General features: G+C 48.5%; 16 protein-coding genes. 11 read left to right on the top strand and 5 right to left on the bottom strand.

Going from position 1 to position 20637, the window contains the following annotated elements; translation table 11 throughout:
- Positions 1-49: 49 nt before the first annotated feature.
- Positions 50-958 carry a serine hydrolase gene (locus LPB400_RS04420; protein WP_413231328.1) on the bottom strand — a complete coding sequence of 303 codons (909 nt, stop codon included), beginning with the start codon at positions 956-958 and terminating at the stop codon, positions 50-52.
- A gap of 313 nt (positions 959-1271) precedes the next feature.
- Here LPB400_RS04420 and clpX point away from each other — a divergent pair, with 313 nt between their 5' ends.
- A complete protein-coding gene (gene clpX, locus LPB400_RS04415; RefSeq protein WP_219089540.1) occupies positions 1272-2537 on the top strand; it encodes an ATP-dependent Clp protease ATP-binding subunit ClpX in 1266 nt (421 codons plus the stop codon).
- Between the two features lie 267 nt (positions 2538-2804).
- Here the strand turns inward: clpX and LPB400_RS04410 are convergent, their stop codons facing one another.
- Complete coding sequence (locus LPB400_RS04410) at positions 2805-3038, bottom strand: hypothetical protein (protein WP_070814360.1); 234 nt, start codon at positions 3036-3038, stop codon at positions 2805-2807.
- A 430-nt stretch (positions 3039-3468) separates the two neighbouring features.
- Here LPB400_RS04410 and LPB400_RS04405 point away from each other — a divergent pair, with 430 nt between their 5' ends.
- Positions 3469-4863 carry a DEAD/DEAH box helicase gene (locus tag LPB400_RS04405; protein WP_219089691.1) on the top strand — a complete coding sequence of 465 codons (1395 nt, stop codon included), beginning with the start codon at positions 3469-3471 and terminating at the stop codon, positions 4861-4863.
- Positions 4864-5024: 161 nt separating this feature from the next.
- Here the strand turns inward: LPB400_RS04405 and acnB are convergent, their stop codons facing one another.
- Together acnB and LPB400_RS04395 are read right to left on the bottom strand one after the other, a co-directional pair.
- Entirely contained in the window at positions 5025-7610 is a 2586-nt protein-coding gene (acnB, locus tag LPB400_RS04400) for a bifunctional aconitate hydratase 2/2-methylisocitrate dehydratase (RefSeq protein ID WP_219089538.1), read from the bottom strand.
- 200 nt (positions 7611-7810) lie between these two features.
- Positions 7811-8848 carry a sensor histidine kinase gene (locus LPB400_RS04395; RefSeq protein WP_049331614.1) on the bottom strand — a complete coding sequence of 346 codons (1038 nt, stop codon included), beginning with the start codon at positions 8846-8848 and terminating at the stop codon, positions 7811-7813.
- Positions 8849-8941: 93 nt separating this feature from the next.
- Between LPB400_RS04395 and argH the strand changes: the two genes are divergently transcribed.
- Together argH and LPB400_RS04385 are read left to right on the top strand one after the other, a co-directional pair.
- A complete protein-coding gene (gene argH, locus LPB400_RS04390; RefSeq protein ID WP_219089536.1) occupies positions 8942-10321 on the top strand; it encodes an argininosuccinate lyase in 1380 nt (459 codons plus the stop codon).
- Between the two features lie 294 nt (positions 10322-10615).
- Positions 10616-11014, top strand: a complete 399-nt coding sequence (locus LPB400_RS04385; RefSeq protein WP_283122436.1) for a hypothetical protein — start codon at positions 10616-10618, stop codon at positions 11012-11014.
- A gap of 50 nt (positions 11015-11064) precedes the next feature.
- Here LPB400_RS04385 and fumC read toward each other — a convergent pair whose 3' ends face one another.
- Positions 11065-12453 (bottom strand): class II fumarate hydratase, encoded by a 1389-nt coding sequence (gene fumC / locus LPB400_RS04380; protein WP_219089532.1) that lies wholly within the window; start codon positions 12451-12453, stop codon positions 11065-11067.
- A 308-nt stretch (positions 12454-12761) separates the two neighbouring features.
- Here fumC and LPB400_RS04375 point away from each other — a divergent pair, with 308 nt between their 5' ends.
- The 7 genes from LPB400_RS04375 (at position 12762) to LPB400_RS04345 (ending at position 20615) form a co-directional block, all read left to right on the top strand.
- Entirely contained in the window at positions 12762-14681 is a 1920-nt protein-coding gene (locus LPB400_RS04375) for a TonB-dependent receptor (RefSeq protein ID WP_219089530.1), read from the top strand.
- Positions 14682-14738: 57 nt separating this feature from the next.
- Positions 14739-15716, top strand: coding sequence for an ABC transporter substrate-binding protein (locus LPB400_RS04370; protein WP_219089528.1), 978 nt, complete (start codon positions 14739-14741; stop codon positions 15714-15716).
- 147 nt (positions 15717-15863) lie between these two features.
- Entirely contained in the window at positions 15864-16706 is an 843-nt protein-coding gene (locus tag LPB400_RS04365) for a GIY-YIG nuclease family protein (RefSeq protein WP_070814351.1), read from the top strand.
- Between the two features lie 103 nt (positions 16707-16809).
- Positions 16810-17607 carry an ABC transporter permease gene (locus LPB400_RS04360; protein WP_219089526.1) on the top strand — a complete coding sequence of 266 codons (798 nt, stop codon included), beginning with the start codon at positions 16810-16812 and terminating at the stop codon, positions 17605-17607.
- Positions 17607-18299, top strand: coding sequence for an ATP-binding cassette domain-containing protein (locus LPB400_RS04355; RefSeq protein ID WP_219089689.1), 693 nt, complete (start codon positions 17607-17609; stop codon positions 18297-18299). Before LPB400_RS04360 ends, LPB400_RS04355 begins: the two co-directional genes overlap by 1 nt.
- A gap of 309 nt (positions 18300-18608) precedes the next feature.
- A complete protein-coding gene (locus LPB400_RS04350) occupies positions 18609-19223 on the top strand; it encodes a CadD family cadmium resistance transporter (RefSeq protein ID WP_036491903.1) in 615 nt (204 codons plus the stop codon).
- Positions 19224-19517: 294 nt separating this feature from the next.
- Positions 19518-20615: an NnrS family protein gene (locus LPB400_RS04345; RefSeq protein WP_070461369.1), complete on the top strand. Its 1098-nt coding sequence runs from the start codon at positions 19518-19520 to the stop codon at positions 20613-20615.
- Positions 20616-20637 lie beyond the last annotated feature (22 nt).

Raw genomic sequence — 20637 nt, 5'->3', positions numbered from 1 at the left:
TACACAAAAGGCCGTCTGAACGGTTTCAGACGGCCTTTAAGCGTAATATTTAAGAACGGCGCTGCAGCATCCAAGACTCAATCTTACGCGCATCGTTCACGCGGGTTGTGGAAGACGGAGAGTTGAGCAATACAATGGTAATCGGCTGATTCTGTACATTGGCCTTAACCACCATAGAACGTCCTGCTTCACGAATATAGCCGGTTTTCTGCAATTCGATATTCCAGCTGCCCTCACGCACCAAGGCATTGGAGTTTTTGTAGTTTTGACGACCGTTTGCCGTCCAAACCGAGCCGTAATTTGAAGTAGAATTTTTGCGGATCAGCGGATATTTGCTGGCTGCCGCAACCATGCGGTTCAAATCGCGTGCAGTAGAAACGTTTTGGAAATTCAAACCGGTAGGCTCATAGAAACGGCTGCTGGTCATGCCCAGGCTTTGTGCTTTGGCATTCATGGCCGCAACGAACGCGCTCATACCGCCCGGATAGGTACGGCCCAATGCATGAGTAGCACGGTTTTCACTGCTCATCAGGCTCAGGTGCAACAGTTCGCCGCGTGTCAGCGTCGTGCCGATGCTCAAACGGCTGCCCGTACCTTTCAAACGGTCGATTTCAGCCTCGGTAATCGTAATCGGCTCGTTCATATCCAGATGCGCATCCAAAACCACCATCGCGCTCATCAATTTGGAAATAGAGGCAATCGGCATGACACGATCAGGGTTTTTCTGATACAGCACTTCACCGGTTTTATTATTGAAAATCAGAGCAGATTGCGAAGACAGCAGAGGGCCTGCCAAAGCGGCTTGAGCTTCGACTTGGTCGGCATGACTCAACGCAAAAGCTTCCATCGGGTCATTTTGTACTGGGAAATTTTGCTCCAAAAATTGTCCCAATACATCCATATCATCGGCAACGGCAGACGCGGAAGCAAAGGCCAATGCCACACCTGTCCATACCATTCCTAAAGTTTTATAGAATTTCATATCTGCCAATTCAAAAAAATACATTTAATTCAACATTCTGTTAAATTTTTCGCTAATTGTAAAGCGAGTTGAGAAAACTTTGCGTTTGTTTGCGAGATATTCAAATCCAGCGCCCGCATCTGTTTCTTAGACGATACGGCGCAATGCCTGCTCTGATTTGAAAAAACACAAGATAGTCATTATACTTAGGCTCCTTTGTCAGAGGCATTCCCTCAATCCGGCAATACGCCCGAAATATCTGTTCCCCCTTTACAACACAGCCTCCATACAACCATACGAAGAAATTATTATGTCTGAAGAAAAACGCACCTGTTCATTCTGCGGGAAGTCCGAAAACGACGTTAAAAATCTGATCGAAGGCGAACACGCCTTCATCTGCAATGAATGTGTAGAAACTTGCGGCATGATGCTGCAAGACAACGAATCCGGCGAGATTGAAAACGAGCTTGCCAAAGTGAAAGCAGAAAACACCGAGAAAAAACTGCCTACCCCAGCCGAAATCGTTGCCAACCTCAACGACCACGTTATCGGTCAGGAACACGCAAAAAAAGCGTTGGCAGTATCGGTTTACAACCACTACAAACGCCTGCGCCATCCAAAAGCAGAGGGCAAAGTGGAATTGTCCAAATCCAATATCCTGCTTATCGGCCCTACCGGCTCAGGTAAAACCCTGTTGGCGCAATCTTTGGCGCGCAAACTGGATGTACCTTTTGTTATGGCGGATGCCACAACTTTGACCGAAGCAGGTTATGTCGGTGAAGATGTCGAACAAATCATCACCAAACTTTTGGGCAAATGTGATTTTGACGTTGACAAAGCCCAGCGCGGCATCGTTTATATCGATGAAATCGATAAAATTTCACGCAAAAGCGACAATCCATCCATCACGCGCGACGTATCCGGCGAAGGTGTGCAACAAGCCTTGCTGAAACTGATTGAAGGCACGGTAGCCAGCGTTCCCCCTCAAGGCGGCCGCAAACATCCGAACCAAGAATTCATCAACGTTGATACCACCAACATCCTCTTTATCTGCGGCGGCGCATTTGCCGGCTTGGAAAAAGTCATCCGACAACGTACTGAAAGAGGCGGTATCGGCTTTGGTGCAGCGGTACACAGCAAAGATGAAAACGCCGATATTTCAGCCCTGTTTGAAACAGTCGAGCCTGAAGACTTGATTAAATTCGGTCTGATTCCCGAGCTTATCGGCCGTCTACCCGTGATTGCCACATTGGCAGAATTGGACGAAGATGCTTTGGTCAACATTTTGACCGAACCGAAAAACGCCTTGGTCAAACAATATCAAACCTTGTTTGCAATGGAAGATGTCGGCCTTGAGTTTGAAGAAGATGCTTTGCGCAGCATCGCCAAACTGGCGATGGAACGTAAAACCGGTGCGCGCGGCCTGCGCTCTATCGTCGAACGTTGCCTCTTGGACACCATGTACGCCCTGCCAGATTTGAAAGGCGTAGCAAAAGTCGTCATCAATAAAGAGGTCGTGGAAAAAGGCGATCAGCCAAAACTTTTCCGTGAAGACGGCAGCGAATATAAGCAATAAGGATCATTCTCTAAAAAAGACGTGTAACCGTTACACGTCTTTTTTATTTTTTAATAAAACCAAAAGCATATCTTTGAATAATGGCCTTATACATGAAAAAACAAAGGCCGTCTGAAACATATTCAGACGGCCTTTGTCTTCAAGTTGCTCTACAGCCTGCTTTCATCCGGAGTATTGATGAACGAGACTGCCTTGAATTTTATGAAGCTTATTTTTTTGCTTTCTTAACAGCTGCTTTTTTAGCAGGAACAGCAGTTTCAGAATCAGCTACAGGCTCGCAGCAGGATCGGAAGCAACTGATTCAGCTGTACGTTGATAGCCTTTGCCTTTCATGCAAGCATCAAATACAGCACGATCAGCATTTTCACCAGATGCTTGTTGACATTGAGTCATCGCTTCTTCAACAGTGATGCGTGGCGCTGCCGCTTCTTCAGGTTTGGAAGAAGAACAAGCTGCCAACATCAGGCTACCGGTGGCAAGAGCGATTAATAAAGTTTTCATAATTATATATTCCTAAATTTTGATTTTATGGTTTACCGTTAAACGGGAGATACAGGCTACAAAACAAGCTCTGTACCTCAATATTGAGTACATGAGTGCAATTTAGTTTCATTTCAACCTGTAAGTTTTTGATAAATTAATTCTATTGAAGTTAAGACAAATGCTTAATCCTCAATAAACTCAAAATCTTGCAGACCAGTCATTTTTTCTGTTTTTTTCACTGTAAAAATATCAAAACGTGGCTGTTGCTAATCGCAACCATCATTTGGGGAGTCCCTCTTTTTATGGCATAATGGACTACTTGACGGATTATTCCGCTCCCCATTTTTTCAAACCGCAGAATCAACATCATACTGCGGTTTATCCATTTCAGAATCAGATTTTTCAGACGGCCTCATTATTCAAAAGGCCGTCTGAACAGAAAGCCACCATCATGAATCCTTTCTCTTCACTCGGTTTAGGCAGCGAATTAGTCTCTGCCCTCACCGATCAGGGTTATGAAAACCCGACGCCTATCCAAGCCGCAGCAATTCCTAAAGCCTTGGCAGGACACGACCTTTTGGCCGCAGCACAAACCGGCACAGGTAAAACCGCCGCCTTTATGCTGCCCAGCCTCGAACGCCTGAAACGCTACGCCACATCCAGCACCTCCCCTGCCATGCACCCTGTCCGCATGTTAGTATTGACCCCAACCCGCGAACTGGCCGATCAAATTGACCAAAATGTGCAGGCATACATTAAAAATCTTCCTTTGCGCCATACCGTCCTCTTCGGCGGCGTCAATATGGACAAACAAACTGCCGACTTGCGCGCCGGTTGCGAAATCGTTGTCGCTACGGTTGGCCGACTGCTCGACCACGTCAAACAAAAAAACATCAATTTAAACAAAGTTGAAATCGTTGTACTCGACGAAGCCGACCGTATGCTTGATATGGGTTTCATCGACGATATCCGCAAAATCATGCAGATGTTGCCCAAACAACGACAAACCCTGCTTTTCTCCGCCACTTTCTCACCGCCTATCCGCAAGCTTGCGCAAGATTTTATGCACACGCCTGAAATGGTTGAAGTGGCTGCGCAAAACACCACCAACGCCAATGTCGAGCAACACATCATTGCCGTTGATGCACTCAAAAAACGCAACCTGCTCGAACGTCTGATTGTTGATTTGCATATGAATCAAGTCATTGTATTCTGCAAAACCAAACAAAGCGTCGATCAAGTTACCCGCGACCTCGTTCGCCGCAACATTGCCGCCCAATCCATCCACGGCGACAAATCCCAACAAAGCCGACTGGAAACCCTCAATGCCTTTAAAGAAGGTACATTACGCGTTTTGGTTGCCACCGACGTTGCCGCGCGCGGTCTGGATATTGCCGAGTTGCCTTTCGTCATCAACTACGAGCTGCCAACCCAACCTGAAGACTACGTCCACCGCATCGGACGTACCGGCCGGGCCGGTGCTGACGGCGTTGCCATTTCCTTGATGGATAAAACCGAACAGAAAATGTTTGAATCTATTAAAGAGCTGACCGGTAGCGATTTGAATGTGGAACGCATCGAAGGCTTTGAGCCGCATTGGTGGGGCATCGACAATCAATATGAAGCCGAAGCGCAACCGGTTCAGCACAACGACAGCCGCTCTCGCCGCGAAGATAGAAACAAACGCAACGAATACGCAAATAAATCAGACAAAAACTCGAAAAAAGCAGAAGAGAAAAACGATCCGGGTATTGTCTGCGGCAAAATTGCCGGCAGAACACGTCGCGGCCGTCACGAGCGTCAGCCTTGCGCCCTACTCCAACCTGGTTTTGGCGTAAAATAAACCACGCTGTTTTGTACTAGAAGGCCGTCTGAAATATATCTTTCAGACGGCCTTTTATTAAACCTAAAATAAAAAGGACGTGATGAACACGCCCTTTATTTTTCCGTTTCAGACGGCCTTTATTATTTAAGGCCGTCTGAAAATCGGTTTACCTTGTTACATTAAACATTTACTTTCTCGGCTACTTCGTTGTAGCTATCGATTTCGTTGAAGTTCATGTAGCGGTAGATTTGGTCGCCCTGCTCGTTAATGATACCAATATTGGCTTGGTATTCTTCAACAGTCGGGATTTTACCCAGTTTGGAGCAGATTGCTGCCAACTCAGCCGAGCCGAGGTAAACAAAGGTGTTTTTACCCAAACGGTTCGGGAAGTTACGGGTAGACGTGGACATTACAGTCGCGCCTTCGTGTACTTGTGCTTGGTTACCCATACACAATGAGCAACCCGGCATTTCCATACGCGCGCCGGCACGGCCGAGTACGCCGTAGTGGCCTTCGTCAGACAATTCTTTTGCATCCATTTTGGTCGGCGGCGCTACCCACAGGCGCACAGGAATATCGCTCTTGCCTTCCAAGAGTTTGGAAGCAGCGCGGAAGTGACCGATGTTGGTCATACAAGAACCGATGAACACTTCGTCGATTTTGGTGCCGGAACGTTCGGACATGAAACATACGTCGTCGGGGTCGTTCGGGCAGGCAATAATCGGCTCTTTGATGTCGTCCATGTTGATTTCAATCACGGCAGCGTATTCGGCATCTTTATCCGCTTCGAGCAATTCAGGATTTGCCAACCATGCTTCCATGGCTTTGATACGGCGTTCCAAAGTGCGCGAATCTTGATAGCCGTTGGCAATCATGTTTTTCATCAACACAATGTTGGATTTCATATACTCGATAATCGGCTCTTTATTGAGCTTCACAGTACAGCCTGCAGCGGAGCGTTCAGCAGACGCGTCAGTTAATTCAAAGGCTTGTTCCACTTTCAAATCAGGCAGGCCTTCGATTTCGAGGATGCGGCCGGAGAAGATATTTTTCTTACCGGCTTTAGCAACAGTCAGCAAACCTTGTTTAATCGCGTACAGCGGAATGGCGTTCACCAAATCGCGCAGGGTTACGCCCGGTTGCAGTTTGCCGCTGAAGCGTACCAATACGGACTCAGGCATATCGAGCGGCATTACGCCTGTGGCTGCTGCGAAAGCAACCAAGCCGGAGCCGGCAGGGAAAGAAATACCGATAGGGAATCGGGTGTGGCTGTCGCCGCCGGTACCGACTGTATCAGGCAACAGCAGACGATTGAGCCATGAGTGAATCACGCCATCGCCCGGACGCAGAGCCACACCGCCACGGGTAGAAATGAAGGCTGGCAATTCTTTATGGGTTCTCACATCGACAGGTTTTGGATAAGCGGCGGTGTGACAGAAAGACTGCATTACCATATCTGCTGAGAAGCCCAAGCAAGCCAAGTCTTTCAATTCATCGCGAGTCATCGGACCGGTAGTATCTTGCGAGCCGACAGTAGTCATACGTGGTTCGCAGTAAGTACCTGGGCGCACGCCTTTGCCTTCTGGCAAACCGCAGGCACGGCCAACCATTTTTTGAGCCAAGGTGAAACCGGCTTTGCTTTCAGCAGGCGCTTGAGGCAGACGGAATTCGGTAGAAGCAGGCAGTTTCAGTGCTTCGCGTGCTTTAGCAGTCAGACCGCGACCGATAATCAGGTTAATACGGCCACCGGCTTGCACTTCGTCCAGCAAGACTTGAGATTTCAGGCTGAACTCGGCAACGGTTTCGCCGTTTTTCACGATTTTGCCTTCATAAGGCAGGATATCGACGACATCGCCCATTTTCAGAGCAGATACATCGACTTCAATCGGCAATGCGCCGGAGTCTTCTTGAGTATTGAAGAAAATAGGAGCAATTTTGCCACCCAGACATACGCCACCGAAACGTTTGTTCGGTACGAACGGAATATCTTCGCCTGTATGCCAAATCACGGAGTTGGTAGCAGATTTACGTGAAGAACCGGTACCGACCACGTCGCCGACATAAGCAACGGGATGGCCTTTGGCTTTGAGTTCTTCCAACAATTTAATCGGACCAACTTCACCCGGTTTGTCGGGATTGATGCCGTCGCGCGGGTTTTTCAACATCGCCAGCGCGTGCAGAGGGATATCAGGACGGCTCCATGCGTCAGGTGCAGGAGAGAGGTCGTCTGTATTGGTTTCGCCGTCGACTTTGAAGACGGTAACAGTGATTTTTTCTGGAACTTTGGCGCGAGAAGTGAACCATTCGGCATCTGCCCAAGATTGCAATACTTCTTGCGCGTATTTGTTGCCTTTTTCGGCTTTTTCTTGAACATCGTGGAAAGAGTCGAACATCAACAGAGTGTGTTTCAGACCATTTGCAGCGATAGGCGCAAGTTTGTCGTTGTCCAAGAGTTCGATGAGTGCATGAATGTTGTAACCGCCAAGCATGGTACCCAACAGCTCGGTAGCATACTCAGGGGAAATCAGCGGACTGGATGCGCTGCCTTCCGCAACGGCTGCCAAAAATGAGGCTTTAACTTTGGCGGCATCGTCCACACCGGGCGGTACGCGGTGAGCCAACAGCTCAACCAAGAACTCACCTTCACCGGCAGGTGGATTTTTCAGCAGCTCAACCAAATCAGCAGTCTGCTGAGCAGTCAGAGGAAGGGGGGGAATACCAAGGGTGGCGCGCTCGGCGGCGGCTTTACGATAGGCTTCTAACATCTCTTTGTTCCTTTTTCTGTTTTTTCTTCTGGGCAATTGCAAATGATTTGCAATTAAAGATTGTAAACAATCCTTTTAAGCATCATAGACCAGTTTTCAAAAAATGGGAACAGTTATGTTACTGAATGTAATAAATTTAAACTATTTTATTTAATGTGTTAATAGTCTAACCTATCTAAAGCCGCCCTCTTCTATGCGTTTTAGCCAAACAGACGGGAAACTTCGGCTGATTTTTTACGGTACGGCAATATGATTTCAACGCGGAACAGGCCGTCTGATTGGATGTTTCTGATTTTCGCGTCGGTGTCATACATCAAAGTCAGGCGCTCTTTCAGATTGCGCAGAGCCATAGAATTGCCTTTATGCGGCTTGGTATTTTCGTTAGGTTCCGTTCCGCACGGATTTTCGATACTGATGAAAATAGATGATTTTTCCAATTTTGTTAATACCGTAATTATCCCTGGACGGTGGATAGATTCGACACCATGGAATACGGCATTTTCCAAAAGCGGTTGTAGCAGCAGATGCGGCGTTTCTGCATCGTCGGGGGCATGGTGTTGCCACATAACCTGTACGCGCATATGTCCCATACGGATTTGCTCGATGGCAATATATTCCTGCGCCCACTCGATTTCCTGCCCTAAGGTACTGTTTTGACTACCGTCGCGCAGTTGCGCGCGGAACAGATTGGCCAGATTCTCCAGCAAAGTTTCCGCATCATACGGACGCAGACGGATTAAGCTGATGGCGGCATTCAGGCTGTTAAACAAGAAATGCGGACGGATACGCGCTGTCAACGCGCTCAATCTGGCTTCGGAAATGGAAGGTGCAAGGCTGTTTCGGCGGGCCGCTTCGATGTACATAAAACTGAAACAAAAAAAGGTCAGCAAGAAGAAGTGTTGAATCAACGGCCAAATCTCTGTCTTCAAAATCACTAAATCGACAAACAAGAAAATCAGCAGGTTGGAGACGTAGGAAACCACAACGCTGTACTGCGAGCGAAGCAAGGACGGCGCAAATGCCTGTAAGAAATAGACTTTAAGTAAAATTAAAAGGATGACGGGACAAGCCCATGAAAAATGTTGGAAAATCTGTTCCGGATAAGGCACACCCGATACCGTCATCAACGGAAAGATAAACAAACTGATTAACAAAACAATGAGCAGGCGCACCAGAGTTGCGGAATTGCGCAAATCCGGCACTGCGAAATTCTGGTTTATTTGACGTATAATAGACATGATTTCAACCGTTTTCTTTCATAATGTATAGACGGGTCTGCTATATTGAAGACGTAGACCCTGTTTTTTTATTTATATTTTAAGGATGCTGATATGAGCAAGGACAAAACCTGGTCAGGCCGTTTTAACGAACCTGTTTCCGAGCTGGTCAAAAAATATACCGGCTCGATTGATTTTGACAAACGACTGGCAGAATGGGACATCCAAGGCTCGCTGGCACATGCGCAAATGCTGACACAGTCGGGCGTTTTGAGCGAAGACGACCTCTCCGCCATCCGTCAGGGCATGGCCGAGATTATAGCAGAAATCAAAGAAGGAACGATTTCCTGGTCACTGGATTTGGAAGATGTCCACATGAACATCGAACGCCGCCTCACCGACAAAATCGGCGATGCCGGCAAACGCCTGCACACCGGCCGCAGCCGCAACGACCAAGTTGCTACCGACATCCGCCTGTGGCTCCGCGATCAAATTACCGTTATTCAAAGCCTGATTCAAAACCTTCAGACGGCCTTGGTTGATTTGGCGGAACAAAACGCCGAAACCGTTATGCCAGGCTTTACCCACCTGCAAGTTGCCCAACCGGTCAGCTTCGGGCATCACATGCTCGCCTATGTTGAAATGCTCGGCCGCGATTTCGAGCGCATGGCCGACTGCCGCAAACGCGTCAACCGTATGCCGCTCGGCGCTGCAGCCCTTGCCGGTACCACCTACCCGATTCAACGCGAAATTACCGCCGAACTGTTGGGCTTTGAGCAAATCTGCCAAAACTCGCTCGATGCCGTATCTGACCGCGATTTTGCCATTGAGTTCACGGCTGCCGCTTCTCTGATTATGGTTCACCTGAGCCGTCTTTCCGAAGAATTGATTTTGTGGATGAGCCCGCGTTTCGGCTTTATCGATATTGCCGACCGTTTCTGCACCGGCTCTTCCATCATGCCGCAAAAGAAAAACCCCGACGTACCCGAACTTGTGCGCGGCAAATCCGGTCGCGTGATTGGCCACCTGATCGGCCTGGTTACCCTGATGAAATCGCAACCTTTGGCATACAACAAAGACAATCAGGAAGACAAAGAGCCTTTGTTTGACACTGCCGATACACTTATCGACACCCTGCGCATTTACGCAGACATGATGCGCGGCGTGACCGTCAAACCTGACAATATGCGCGCCGCCGTAATGCAGGGTTTTGCAACGGCTACCGACTTGGCGGATTACTTGGTGAAAAAAGGCATGCCTTTCCGCGACAGCCACGAAGTTGTTGCCCAAGCCGTGCGCCATGCTGATGAAGCTGGCGTTGATTTGAGCGAATTGCCACTTGAAGTCCTGCAAGGTTTCAGCAGTTTGATTGCCGACGATGTTTACAGCGTGCTGACACCCGAAGGCAGCTTAAACGCGCGCAACCACTTGGGCGGCACCGCGCCTGAACAAGTCCGTTTCCAAGTTAAACGCTGGCGTGAAATATTGGCTTAAACCCATCTAAACAGACAATAAAAGGCCGTCTGAAAATTTTCAGACGGCCTTTTGATTACCCGTGTTACACTCAACCTCACAATAAAAACAGATAAAACCTAAACTTACCTTCAAACGAGAAAACACGCCTCCTGACTTTGCCGCCGTCTTCAAACAAAAGGAGCAAGGATGAAAAATATTGTCTTTAAATTGGCTATGATCTGCCTATTCAGCGGATGCTATGCCTTATTCGTCGCCTGGGAAAATGGCGGATTCAGCCATCTCCATGATTTTCAAGCAATAGAGGGCAACGGCATGAGCGCATACCTTCATCAAACCTCCGCCGCCACCATGCAGGCTGAAAAAAACGAGTTGTCGATTTTGCAAAACAACCAAAACAGCTTGGCCTCTTGCGTCGGCATTGAATCTTTATGCGAATACGCCAAGCCGGGCATCTGGGTTGAACATGCCAAATTCTTACAACACAAGGACACGGGCAAATTATTGGTACTTTCGTTGGACTATTTGGAAAACAATGACACCGCAAAAACCCTACACAACCGCTATTCTGCATCGCTCCTACCTCAAGCAGACAGAAAGGAAGCGTGGCATTACGCCTGGCGTACATTTTTGAGCTCAATAATGTTTCTAATGGGCATCAATCTGCTGCCAATGATTTTTACCCTATTTGAGGAAAAGGAAACCGCAGCATAAAAACATGTCGTCTGAAAACATTTTCAGACGGCATGTTTCATTATTAAAGCTTAACGCGGATGAACCATATCGGCAGGAACGACCAATTCGTCAAACTCTTCGCCTGTCAACAAGCCCAATTCGATGGCGGTTTCGCGCAACGATTTGTCGTTTTTGTAGGCGGTTTTAGCGACTTTGGCGGCGTTTTCGTAGCCGATTTTGCGGTTTAACGCAGTAACCAGCATCAAGGAATGGTGCAGGAAATAGTCGATTTTTTCCGGTACGGGTTCGATGCCGACGGCGCAGTTTTCATTGAAGCTGTTGCACGCATCGCCCAACAGGCGGATGGATTGCAAGAGGTTGTAAGCGATAACGGGCATATAGACGTTCAGCTCGAAATTGCCCGATGCGCCCGCCATGCCGATGGTGACGTCGTTGCCGAACACTTGGCAGCACACCATGGTCATCGCTTCGCATTGGGTCGGGTTGACTTTACCCGGCATGATGGACGAACCCGGCTCGTTTTCGGGGATTTTGATTTCTCCCAAACCGCAGCGCGGACCGCTTGCCAGCCAGCGGATGTCGTTGGCGATTTTGTTCAGGCTTGCCGCCAGCGTTTTCAGTGCGCCCGAAGCGGCAACGGCGGCATCGCGTCCGCCCAAGGCTTCAAATTTGTTCGGCGCGCTGACAAACGGCAGGCCGGACAATTCGGCAAGTTTGGCAGCGGCTTTTTCGGCGTATTCGGGATGGCTGTTCAAACCCGTGCCGACCGCCGTGCCGCCCAAAGCGAGTTCGTACAAACCTTTGAGCGCGTCGTTCAGACGGCCTAAGCCGTGATCAAGCTGGGAAACGTAGCCGGAAAATTCTTGTCCCAAAGTCAGCGGCGTCGCGTCCTGCAAGTGGGTGCGGCCGATTTTGACGATGGGGGCAAATTCTTTGGCTTTTTTATCCAATGTGTCGCGCAGGGCTTGGACGGCGGGAATGAGGTGGCGGTTGATTTCAATCGCGGCGGCGACATGGATGGAGGTCGGGAATGCGTCGTTGGTCGATTGCGCATGGTTCACATGGTCGTTAGGATGGACGGGCTGGTACGCCGCCAAACCCGTACCGGCGATTTCGTTGGCGCGGTTCGCCAGCACTTCGTTCATGTTCATATTGGACTGCGTGCCGGAGCCGGTCTGCCACACTACCAATGGAAACTGCCCGTCGAGCTTGCCGTTCAACACGTCGTCCGCCGCCTGCGTAATCAAATCCGCCTGCTCAGGCTTAATCCTGCCGAGGGCGACATTGGTGGCGGCTGCGGCTTTTTTTACCAGCGCCAAAGCATAAATCAACGGCTGCGGCAGGGTTTCGCCGCCGATTTTGAAATTGTTGCGGCTGCGCTGGGTCTGCGCGCCCCAATAGGCTTCGGACGGGACTTCAACATTGCCCATGGTGTCGTGTTCGGTACGGGTACTCATGCATTTCTCCTATATTTAAACAGAAATAATAATGATTCGTAAATTTATTATACCCAGCAAAAGGCCGTCTGAAAAGGGAGGGGTTTTCAGACGGCCTTTTGCTTTATCAACCTGAAATATTAATAGAAGATAAAACCCGATTTCGGAGCAAATACATCCTGCGCCGCCGCTCCCCTCTTCTAAAAATTTTCCTCCTTGCCGATTTGTATTTTGCGCTAGGTATTTATCGACAATAAATACCTTATCGTTTCTTTACTTTGCTTCTCTCCAAGAGCATAATGAATAAAAATGATTATCAGGAGATGAAGATGAAACGAAAACATTTGGTTTACCTGTTAATGAGCAGTTTTGCCGCCGCAAACGGTTTTGCCGAAACCTTGGCAGACCCTGATGAAATCCAGCCTGTCAAAACCTTCTCCCCTCCCAAACCGATTGCACCGACCGCCGCACAAGGCTATTTCCCCGAAAACCAATTCGACCGCACCGACCGCAGCGATCATTACTTTGTTACCGAAAACATAGACCAAGCCTTCCGTCCGTTGAAAGCAAACAGCGGCTTCTACGGCAAAAGCTTTTACAACTCCGTTACCGCGCAAGCGCGTGGGGCAAAAGTGTACGGCGTGGCCAACCTCAATCACACCAAGGCCAACGGCTATAAAGACGGCGACGGCAATCAGACCGATTGGAAATACAGCCGTTTTAATCAAGCTTTGGTACTCGGTTTCGTGCCGTCTGAAAATCAAGAATACCGCCTCACCTACCTACACGACGACATCAACAACGACCGCCAGCCGCAGTTCGTCAACGATGCATTGGACACCGAACGCCATATCGCCAAACTCAACGCACGTTGGGGCAATGCCGATTTGAGCAATACGGTCAGCGCAGAAGCAGGCGTCATCAAACTCAAACGCCGTGCCGACAATTACTCCCTGCGCCCAAATAACACGCCGCAGCAAGTGTTCGTAGAACTTGACCGCAAAGTATATGATTTCTCGCTCAAACACGACGCGGATTTCGGCAAATTCCACAACACCGCCGCCGTCAGCTACCGCAACGACAGCCAAAACGGCGAACGCAACACCCACACCGCCATGCGCGATTTCCTCAACGGCTACCGTTTCGCCGATGTGCATATCGACCGCTGGCGCATCGCCGATACCCTGTCCTACAAATTTGACGACCGACACAAATTAGGCTTGGGCTTAAGCTACGAAATCAACGAAGCGGACGTACGCAAAAATACGGCGCAGCCCGCCCATCCGATGAACCGCAACCTTGCCTTCGCCTCATCGCAACAAATCTGGAAAACCCATTACGGCTACGACTTCAACGGCAAAGTTCGCCGTCATGCCTTCTCCGGTGAACTCAAATACGATTTCACGCCGTCTGAAACGCAAAAATACAGCGTTTCCCTTGCTCACTTAGAACGAATCGGCGACAACACTGAACGCTTCAACTCGCTTGCCGCCATCGTACAAAACCGCATGAACGGCATGCTGATGAACCAAAACCCAGCCGCCGCCATCGCAGGCAATCCCCTGCTGAAAACCGAAAAACACAACCGCATCAAGCTCACCGCCGACAGCCGCAACGACTACTACAACGGCTACATGAACTCGTTGGCAGGCGCGGGCTGGAACGTAGGCGGCACGCTTGTAGCAGATAAAGTCAAAGACTTGATTATTTTTGACCGCGCCCACGGACAAAGCGGTACGGCCTCCAAAGGCGGCGGCATCATCACACGCAACGTGGACGCGCGATTGTTTACCGCTCAGGCCTATGCGCGTTACAACTTCAATCCGCATTGGGCGGCAGGCATCAAAGCCGCCTACAACTACGGACACAATGAAACCGACGGCAGGCCGCTCTATCAAATCCGTCCGTTTGAAGCAACCGTCCAAGCTGACTACAAAAATTACTTTGCCCACGGCAGCTACAACATCGGCGCCGCCACACGCTTTGTCGCCAAACAAACGCGCGGCGATTTTGATGCCGCAAGCGGTTTGGGCATAGACAAACGCGAAGCCGCCAAAGGCTTTACCGTTGCCGACGTGTACGCAGGCGTAAACTTCAAAGACAAATACGGCTTACGCCTGGGCGTGAACAACGTGTTCAACAAAAAATACGCCGAATACATCAGCGGCGACCACGTCCTCGCTCTATCCCCCAGTGTCGTGTATGCACCGGGCAGGACATATTGGTTGAGTTTGCATGCGGCATTTTAAAATCAGGCCGTTTGAAAGAATGCCTGCATTGGCTTATTAAGAATTAGGAGATAAAAAATGGATATGAAAAGACGCGATTTCTTAAAAATGACCGCCGCGCTGGCAGCCGCAGGCGTTTCACCTTCATTGTTAGCAGCCGGTAAAGAACAATTTACCGTATACGGCGCACCGGCAATGCCCAGCGTTACCATCGCCGTAGCGGCGTTGCAAGGCAAGCTGGCGAAGCAGGCAGATGTATCGCTGAAAATCTGGCGTTCGCCCGACCAACTGCGTGCAGGCGTGGCAAGCGGACAATTTAAAGTCATGATGAGTCCGAGCAATGTCGGCGTAAACCTGCGCAACCAAGGGCAGAAAGTCGGCATGGTCAATATTTTGACCAACGGCATCACGCAGCTGATGTGTAAAGGCAGCGCGATTACCTCGCCGCAGGATTTGGTCGGCAAAAAAATCCTCGTACCGTTTAAAAACGACATGCCCGACATCGTGCTGCAAGCCTTGTTGAAAAAACTGAAAATCGACGCGCACAAAGTCGGCATCACTTACACCGCCACGCCGCCCGAAGCGGTGGGGCTGTTTTTGAGCAAGGATTACCACGCCGCCATCCTGCCCGAACCGATGGCAAGCGCAAGCATACTCAAAGGCAAAACCATGGGCGTAAACGTCGTGCGCAGTTTTGATTTGGTGAAGGCATGGGGGCAGGCGTTTGACACCAAACCGCTGATTCCGATGGCGGGCATCATCGCCAACGAAGAATATTTCCACGCGCACAAGGCGCAGTTCGACATCTTCCATCAGGATTTGAAAAACGCGCTCAACTGGATACTTGCCAACCGCCAAAGCGCGGCAAAAATCGGCAAAAACTACCTCCCCGCCCCCGAACCCGCCCTGGTCATGGGCTTAGACGGTGCGCGGCTGACGGTAACCAAAGGCAGCGAAGTGAAGAACGAGATTTTGAAGTTTTACGAAATTCTGATGCAGTTCAACCCGAAACTCTTGGGCGGCAAGCTGCCGGATAACGGGTTCTTCTTGGCTTAAAAACCTCAGGGTGGGCATCCCCGCCCACCAAAGTTTGGTGCTTCAAAACTAACAACATCAAACGGATATAATAAGATTTTTGGTCATAACCCAATTTGCTATTATGAATGTAAAATAAATATATTTTGAAGAAGCGTACTTTAAATTATGTTTGATACTAAATCTATAGGATATGTCTATATTTTGACTTCTAAAAATTGTGATAGTGTAAAAATTGGAGGTAGTAATTATCCACCGATTAAGCGTATTAAAGAAATCAACCAAACTGAACCTTATAAAAAATTAGGAAAATGGGAACTGGCAGATTTTAGACAAGTAAATAATTGGCGGAAAGTAGAACATTATTTGCATTATCGATTTAGAAGCTGTCTAAATACAAATCAGGCTAACCAAAAGGAACTTTTTTATTTAAGCGTTAAAGAAGCATCTGATGCTTTGAATGATTTGGATGAAAACCTGATTATTCACAAACCCAAAGTAGATAGGATGTTTCAAGATGAATATTTATGTTCTTATCTAAAGAATTTATTCATATTGTCCGGATTGGCACACTGGTTGGAATACCAAGGGGTATGGACATTTTCACTTTTCCCGTCAACAAATGGCGGCAGATATTTTACGTTGAATATCGGGTCTCATGAGGTAGCTTTTAGTACCTTAAATAGAAAGAATACACAAAGCACCCATATGATATTGTTAGATAAATTAATTTTAGATTTTCCAGGAACAATTTCTTGGATTGAACAACATGGATATATTGAAAAGAGTTATTACAAAACAGTTTTACCGAGAGCGGTTTCCATTTTTTTAAATGGTACCTTTGATATCGCGCTAGATTTTTTAAAAAAAGATGGGGTCAGACGTGCATTAATTGCTTATTGGTATGACTCTTTATTTAATTTGAAAGACAGCAACAAATGCAGTGTTTATGCACGTTTCCATAACTATAACGCCATTGCAAAACTTAATACAATTTGCAGTACACCGTAGTTACTGTTGACTACCTGAAAATAACACTAATAATCTGAAAATTGGATTAAAGCATCCACATACCCAACCTGCTGATTTCAAAATACAAACCAATACTCAAACCATGATTAAAACCGACAAAATCCGCAAACCACAGCCTGCGGTGTTTTACATCATCGACTACCTTTGGAGCGGCTTTGCCGGTCTGAGTGTGGCGATGGTGGTGGTGGCGTTGTGGGCGTTGGGCAGTGCCGTATTTGGTGAGTTTATGCTGCCTGCGCCGGTAGAGGTGTTTCAAAAGTCTTTGGATTTATTGCAACATTTTCAGGAAAACGAAATCGGGATTTCGCTGTGGCGGTCGGTGGTGGGGATTTCAGTTGCGCTGGTAGCGGGATTGGCGGCGGGGCTGGTGGCGGGCAGTTTTAAGACGGCGATGGCGTTGCTCAAGCCTGTGATTACGATTTTGTTGGCGATGCCGCCGATTATTTGGGTAGTGATGGCGTTGTTTTGGTTCGGTTTCGGCAATCCGAGCGTGTTGTTTACCATCATTGTGTTGGTTGCGCCGCTGACGTTTGCGAGTGCGGCGGTCGGGATGGCGAGTGTGAACAAGCAGCATGAGGAATTGTTTGACGCTTATAAATTAGGCCGTCTGAAAAAAATCCGTTATCTGTATATCCCGCATTTGACGGGCTATGTGATTTCCAGCATCGGCGTGGCGGTGGCGATGGGGGTGAAGGTAGTGATTATGGCGGAACTCTTGGGCGCGAGCGAAGGCGTGGGCGCGCGGATTGCGGACGCGAGGGCGATGCTGGAGACTTCGACGGTGATGGCTTATGTGGTGTTGGTTATCGTGTTTGTGTCGCTGTTTGAATACCTGATTACCAAGCCTTTGGAAATTTTGTTTATGCCGTGGAGGAGATGATGCTCTGTCTTGAAAACGTACGTTTTGAAATTCTCCGCGACCCCATCGTGCGCGATTTCAGTTTGAACCTGCAACATGGCGAAGTGAAAGCTTTGTTCGGGCCGAGCGGCTGTGGCAAGACGACGGTTTTGCGTTTGATTGCGGGCTTGGAAACGCCGAAATCGGGCACGATACGCAATACTTTCCGCAAAACGGGTTTTCTGTTTCAGGAAAACCGCCTGCCGGGAAACTTGACCGCGATGCAGAATATCGCTATTTTTATGGACAAACCCGATGAAGGCGAAATCATCGCGCTGGCGGCGAAAGTCGGGCTGACTGCGGGCGATTTGAACAAATATCCGACCGAATTGTCCGGCGGCATGGCGAAACGGGTAGCATTTTTGCGCCTGCTGCTGTGCGGCTGCGACCTTGCCTTGCTGGACGAGCCGTTCGTCGGTTTGGACCGCGATTTGCGCGATATTTTGGTCGCCATGCTGGTGGAAAAAATCGAGCGGCAGGGCATGGCGTGTATGCTGGTAACGCACGACCGCTTCGAAGCCGCACGCCTGAGCCATGAAATCATGCTGCTTTCCACTAAGGGCATGAACGTGCAAAACGTGATTACCCTGCCTACGCCGCTGTCCGAACGCGATTCGGCTTTTGAAGAAACCGTGGTGGCAAGAGAGTTTCAGGGGATTCATTATTATGAGTGATAGGAATTTAAATTTCTGACAAACCTTGCGGTTCGTTGCCCTCTCCCTAACCCTCTCCCACGGGGAAAGGGGATCAGGTTTCTCAAAATCAGAGAGCCGTAGAATTGGGAATCAGATGTCAGGTAAACCTGAAAATGTTCAGGCTCGACAGCCCAATTCCCTCTCCCCGTGGGAGATGGCTAGGGAGAGGGTAAGCAAGCCGCAGGCTTGCCTCTTTAGCGAAAGATACGAATCTGTTATCCGAACGCGATTCGGTTTTTGAAAAAGCCGTGGTGCCAAGGGGGCAGGGGATTCATTATGAGGTGCTTTATGTTTTCAACTGTGATTACTGCTGCTGTTTTATATATTGCTACAGCAGTAGATTTGTTGGTAATACTATTAATATTTTTTGCTAGAGCAAATACTAGAAAAGAATATCGAGATATTTATATCGGACAATATTTAGGTTCTGTAATTTTAATATTAGTTAGTTTATTTCTAGCTTTTGTTTTGCATTATGTTCCGGAAAAATGGGTGTTGGGTTTATTAGGTTTAATACCGATTTACTTAGGTATTAAAGTTGCTATTTACGACGATTGTGAGGGCGAAAAAAGAGCTAAAAAAGAATTGGATGAAAAAGGGTTGTCAAAATTAGTCGGTATTGTTGCTTTGGTTACAGTTGCTAGTTGTGGTGCAGATAATATTGGACTTTTTGTTCCTTACTTTGTGACTTTAGATCTTGTCGACTTATTAGTTACTCTTCTTGTATTTTTAATATTGATTTTTGTTTTAGTATATACAGCACAAAGATTGGCTAATATTTCAGGTGTTGGTGAAATTGTAGAGAAGTTTAGTCGTTGGATAATGGCTGTTATTTATATTGGTTTAGGATTATTTATTATTATTGAAAATAATACAATTCAAACAATAATATCAATAATATGAATGATACGGGCATTTGAGTATCTGACAAACCTTGCGGTTCGTTGCCCTCTCCCTAAACCTCTCCCACGGGGAGAGGGGATCAGGTTGCTGAAAATCAAAGAACGTAGAATTGAGAATCAGATGTCAGGTAAACCTAAAAATGTTCGGGTTTGGCAGTTTAATCCCCTCTCCCCGTGGGAGAGGGCTAGGGAGAGGGTAAGCAAGCCGAAGGCTTGCCTGTTTGGCAAAAATACAGCCCTGTCCTCCCAATAAATCTATATCCGAAAGCATCTTCATGCAGAATCAAGCCAAACTATGAATAAGTTTTTTACCCACCCCATGCGGCCGTTTTTCGTCGGTGCGGCGGTGCTTGCCATACTCGGCGCGTTGGTGTTTTTCATCGGCCCCGGTGCCGTCATTTTGCACCGCCAAATCTTCTTAGAGCTCATGCTGCCTGCGGCATACGGCGGTTTTCTGACTGCCGCCATGCTTGAATGGACGGGCTATCAAGGCCGTCTGAAACCTGTCGCTACTTTGATGGCGGCATTACTGCTCGCCGCATCCGCCATACTGCCCTTTTCGCCGCAAACTGCCTCGTTTTTCGTTGCTGTCTATTGGCTGGTATTGCTGCTGTTCTGCACTTGGCTGATTTGGCTTGATCGCAACACTGATAACTTCGCCCTACTAATGCTGCTCGCCGCATTTACCGTTTTTCAGACGGCCTACGCCGCAACTGGCGATTTGAACTTACTGCGCGCGCAAGTACATCTGAACATAGCAGCTGTCATGTTTGTATCCGTCCGCGTCAGCATTCTTTTGGGCGCGGAAGCCCTTAAAGAATGCCGTCTGAAAGACCCTGTTTTTATTCCAAATATCGTTTATAAAAACATCGCCATTACTTTCCTGCTGCTGCACGCCGCCGCCGAACTTTGGCTGCCCGCACAAACCGCCGGTTTTACCGCGCTTGCCGTCGGATTCATCCTGCTCGCCAAGCTGCGTGAGCTCCACCATCACGAACTCCTGCGCAAACACTACGTCTGCACTTATTACCTGCTCCAGCTTTTTGCCGCCGCAGGCTATCTGTGGACAGGCGTGGAGAAACTGCAAAATCTGCCTTCCTCCGCCCCATTACACTTGATTACCCTCGGCGGTATGATGGGCGGCGTGATGATGGTGTGGCTGACCGCCGGACTGTGGCACAGCGGCTTTACCAAACTCGACTACCCGAAACTCTGCCGCATTGCCATCCCCCTACTCTTTATGGCCGCCATCTCGCGCGCTTTCTTGATGAACGTGAACCCGATATTTTTCATTACCGTTCCTGCGATTCTGACCATCGCCGTGTTCGTACTGTATCTTTTCACGTTTGTACCGATATTTCGGGAAAATGCGTTTACGGATGATCCGGAATGAAACAAAAGGCCGTCTGAAACTT

Source organism: Neisseria perflava, assembly GCF_019334725.1.
GTDB classification, from domain to species: Bacteria; Pseudomonadota; Gammaproteobacteria; order Burkholderiales; family Neisseriaceae; genus Neisseria; species Neisseria subflava_A.
The sequence above is the reverse complement of the archived record's forward strand: the minus strand, read 5'-3'. Positions and strand labels throughout refer to the sequence as shown.

Coding starts and splice junctions, on each gene's coding strand:
- LPB400_RS04345 (WP_070461369.1), top strand. CDS start 19,518: ATGAATAAGTTTTTTACCCACCCCATGCGGCCGTTTTTCGTCGGTGCG.
- acnB (WP_219089538.1), bottom strand. CDS start 7,610: ATGTTAGAAGCCTATCGTAAAGCCGCCGCCGAGCGCGCCACCCTTGGT.
- LPB400_RS04365 (WP_070814351.1), top strand. CDS start 15,864: ATGTTTGATACTAAATCTATAGGATATGTCTATATTTTGACTTCTAAA.
- fumC (WP_219089532.1), bottom strand. CDS start 12,453: ATGAGTACCCGTACCGAACACGACACCATGGGCAATGTTGAAGTCCCG.
- LPB400_RS04410 (WP_070814360.1), bottom strand. CDS start 3,038: ATGAAAACTTTATTAATCGCTCTTGCCACCGGTAGCCTGATGTTGGCA.
- LPB400_RS04385 (WP_283122436.1), top strand. CDS start 10,616: ATGAGCGCATACCTTCATCAAACCTCCGCCGCCACCATGCAGGCTGAA.
- LPB400_RS04360 (WP_219089526.1), top strand. CDS start 16,810: ATGATTAAAACCGACAAAATCCGCAAACCACAGCCTGCGGTGTTTTAC.
- argH (WP_219089536.1), top strand. CDS start 8,942: ATGAGCAAGGACAAAACCTGGTCAGGCCGTTTTAACGAACCTGTTTCC.
- LPB400_RS04350 (WP_036491903.1), top strand. CDS start 18,609: ATGTTTTCAACTGTGATTACTGCTGCTGTTTTATATATTGCTACAGCA.
- LPB400_RS04375 (WP_219089530.1), top strand. CDS start 12,762: ATGAAACGAAAACATTTGGTTTACCTGTTAATGAGCAGTTTTGCCGCC.
- LPB400_RS04395 (WP_049331614.1), bottom strand. CDS start 8,848: ATGTCTATTATACGTCAAATAAACCAGAATTTCGCAGTGCCGGATTTG.
- LPB400_RS04420 (WP_413231328.1), bottom strand. CDS start 958: ATGGTATGGACAGGTGTGGCATTGGCCTTTGCTTCCGCGTCTGCCGTT.
- LPB400_RS04370 (WP_219089528.1), top strand. CDS start 14,739: ATGGATATGAAAAGACGCGATTTCTTAAAAATGACCGCCGCGCTGGCA.
- LPB400_RS04355 (WP_219089689.1), top strand. CDS start 17,607: ATGCTCTGTCTTGAAAACGTACGTTTTGAAATTCTCCGCGACCCCATC.
- clpX (WP_219089540.1), top strand. CDS start 1,272: ATGTCTGAAGAAAAACGCACCTGTTCATTCTGCGGGAAGTCCGAAAAC.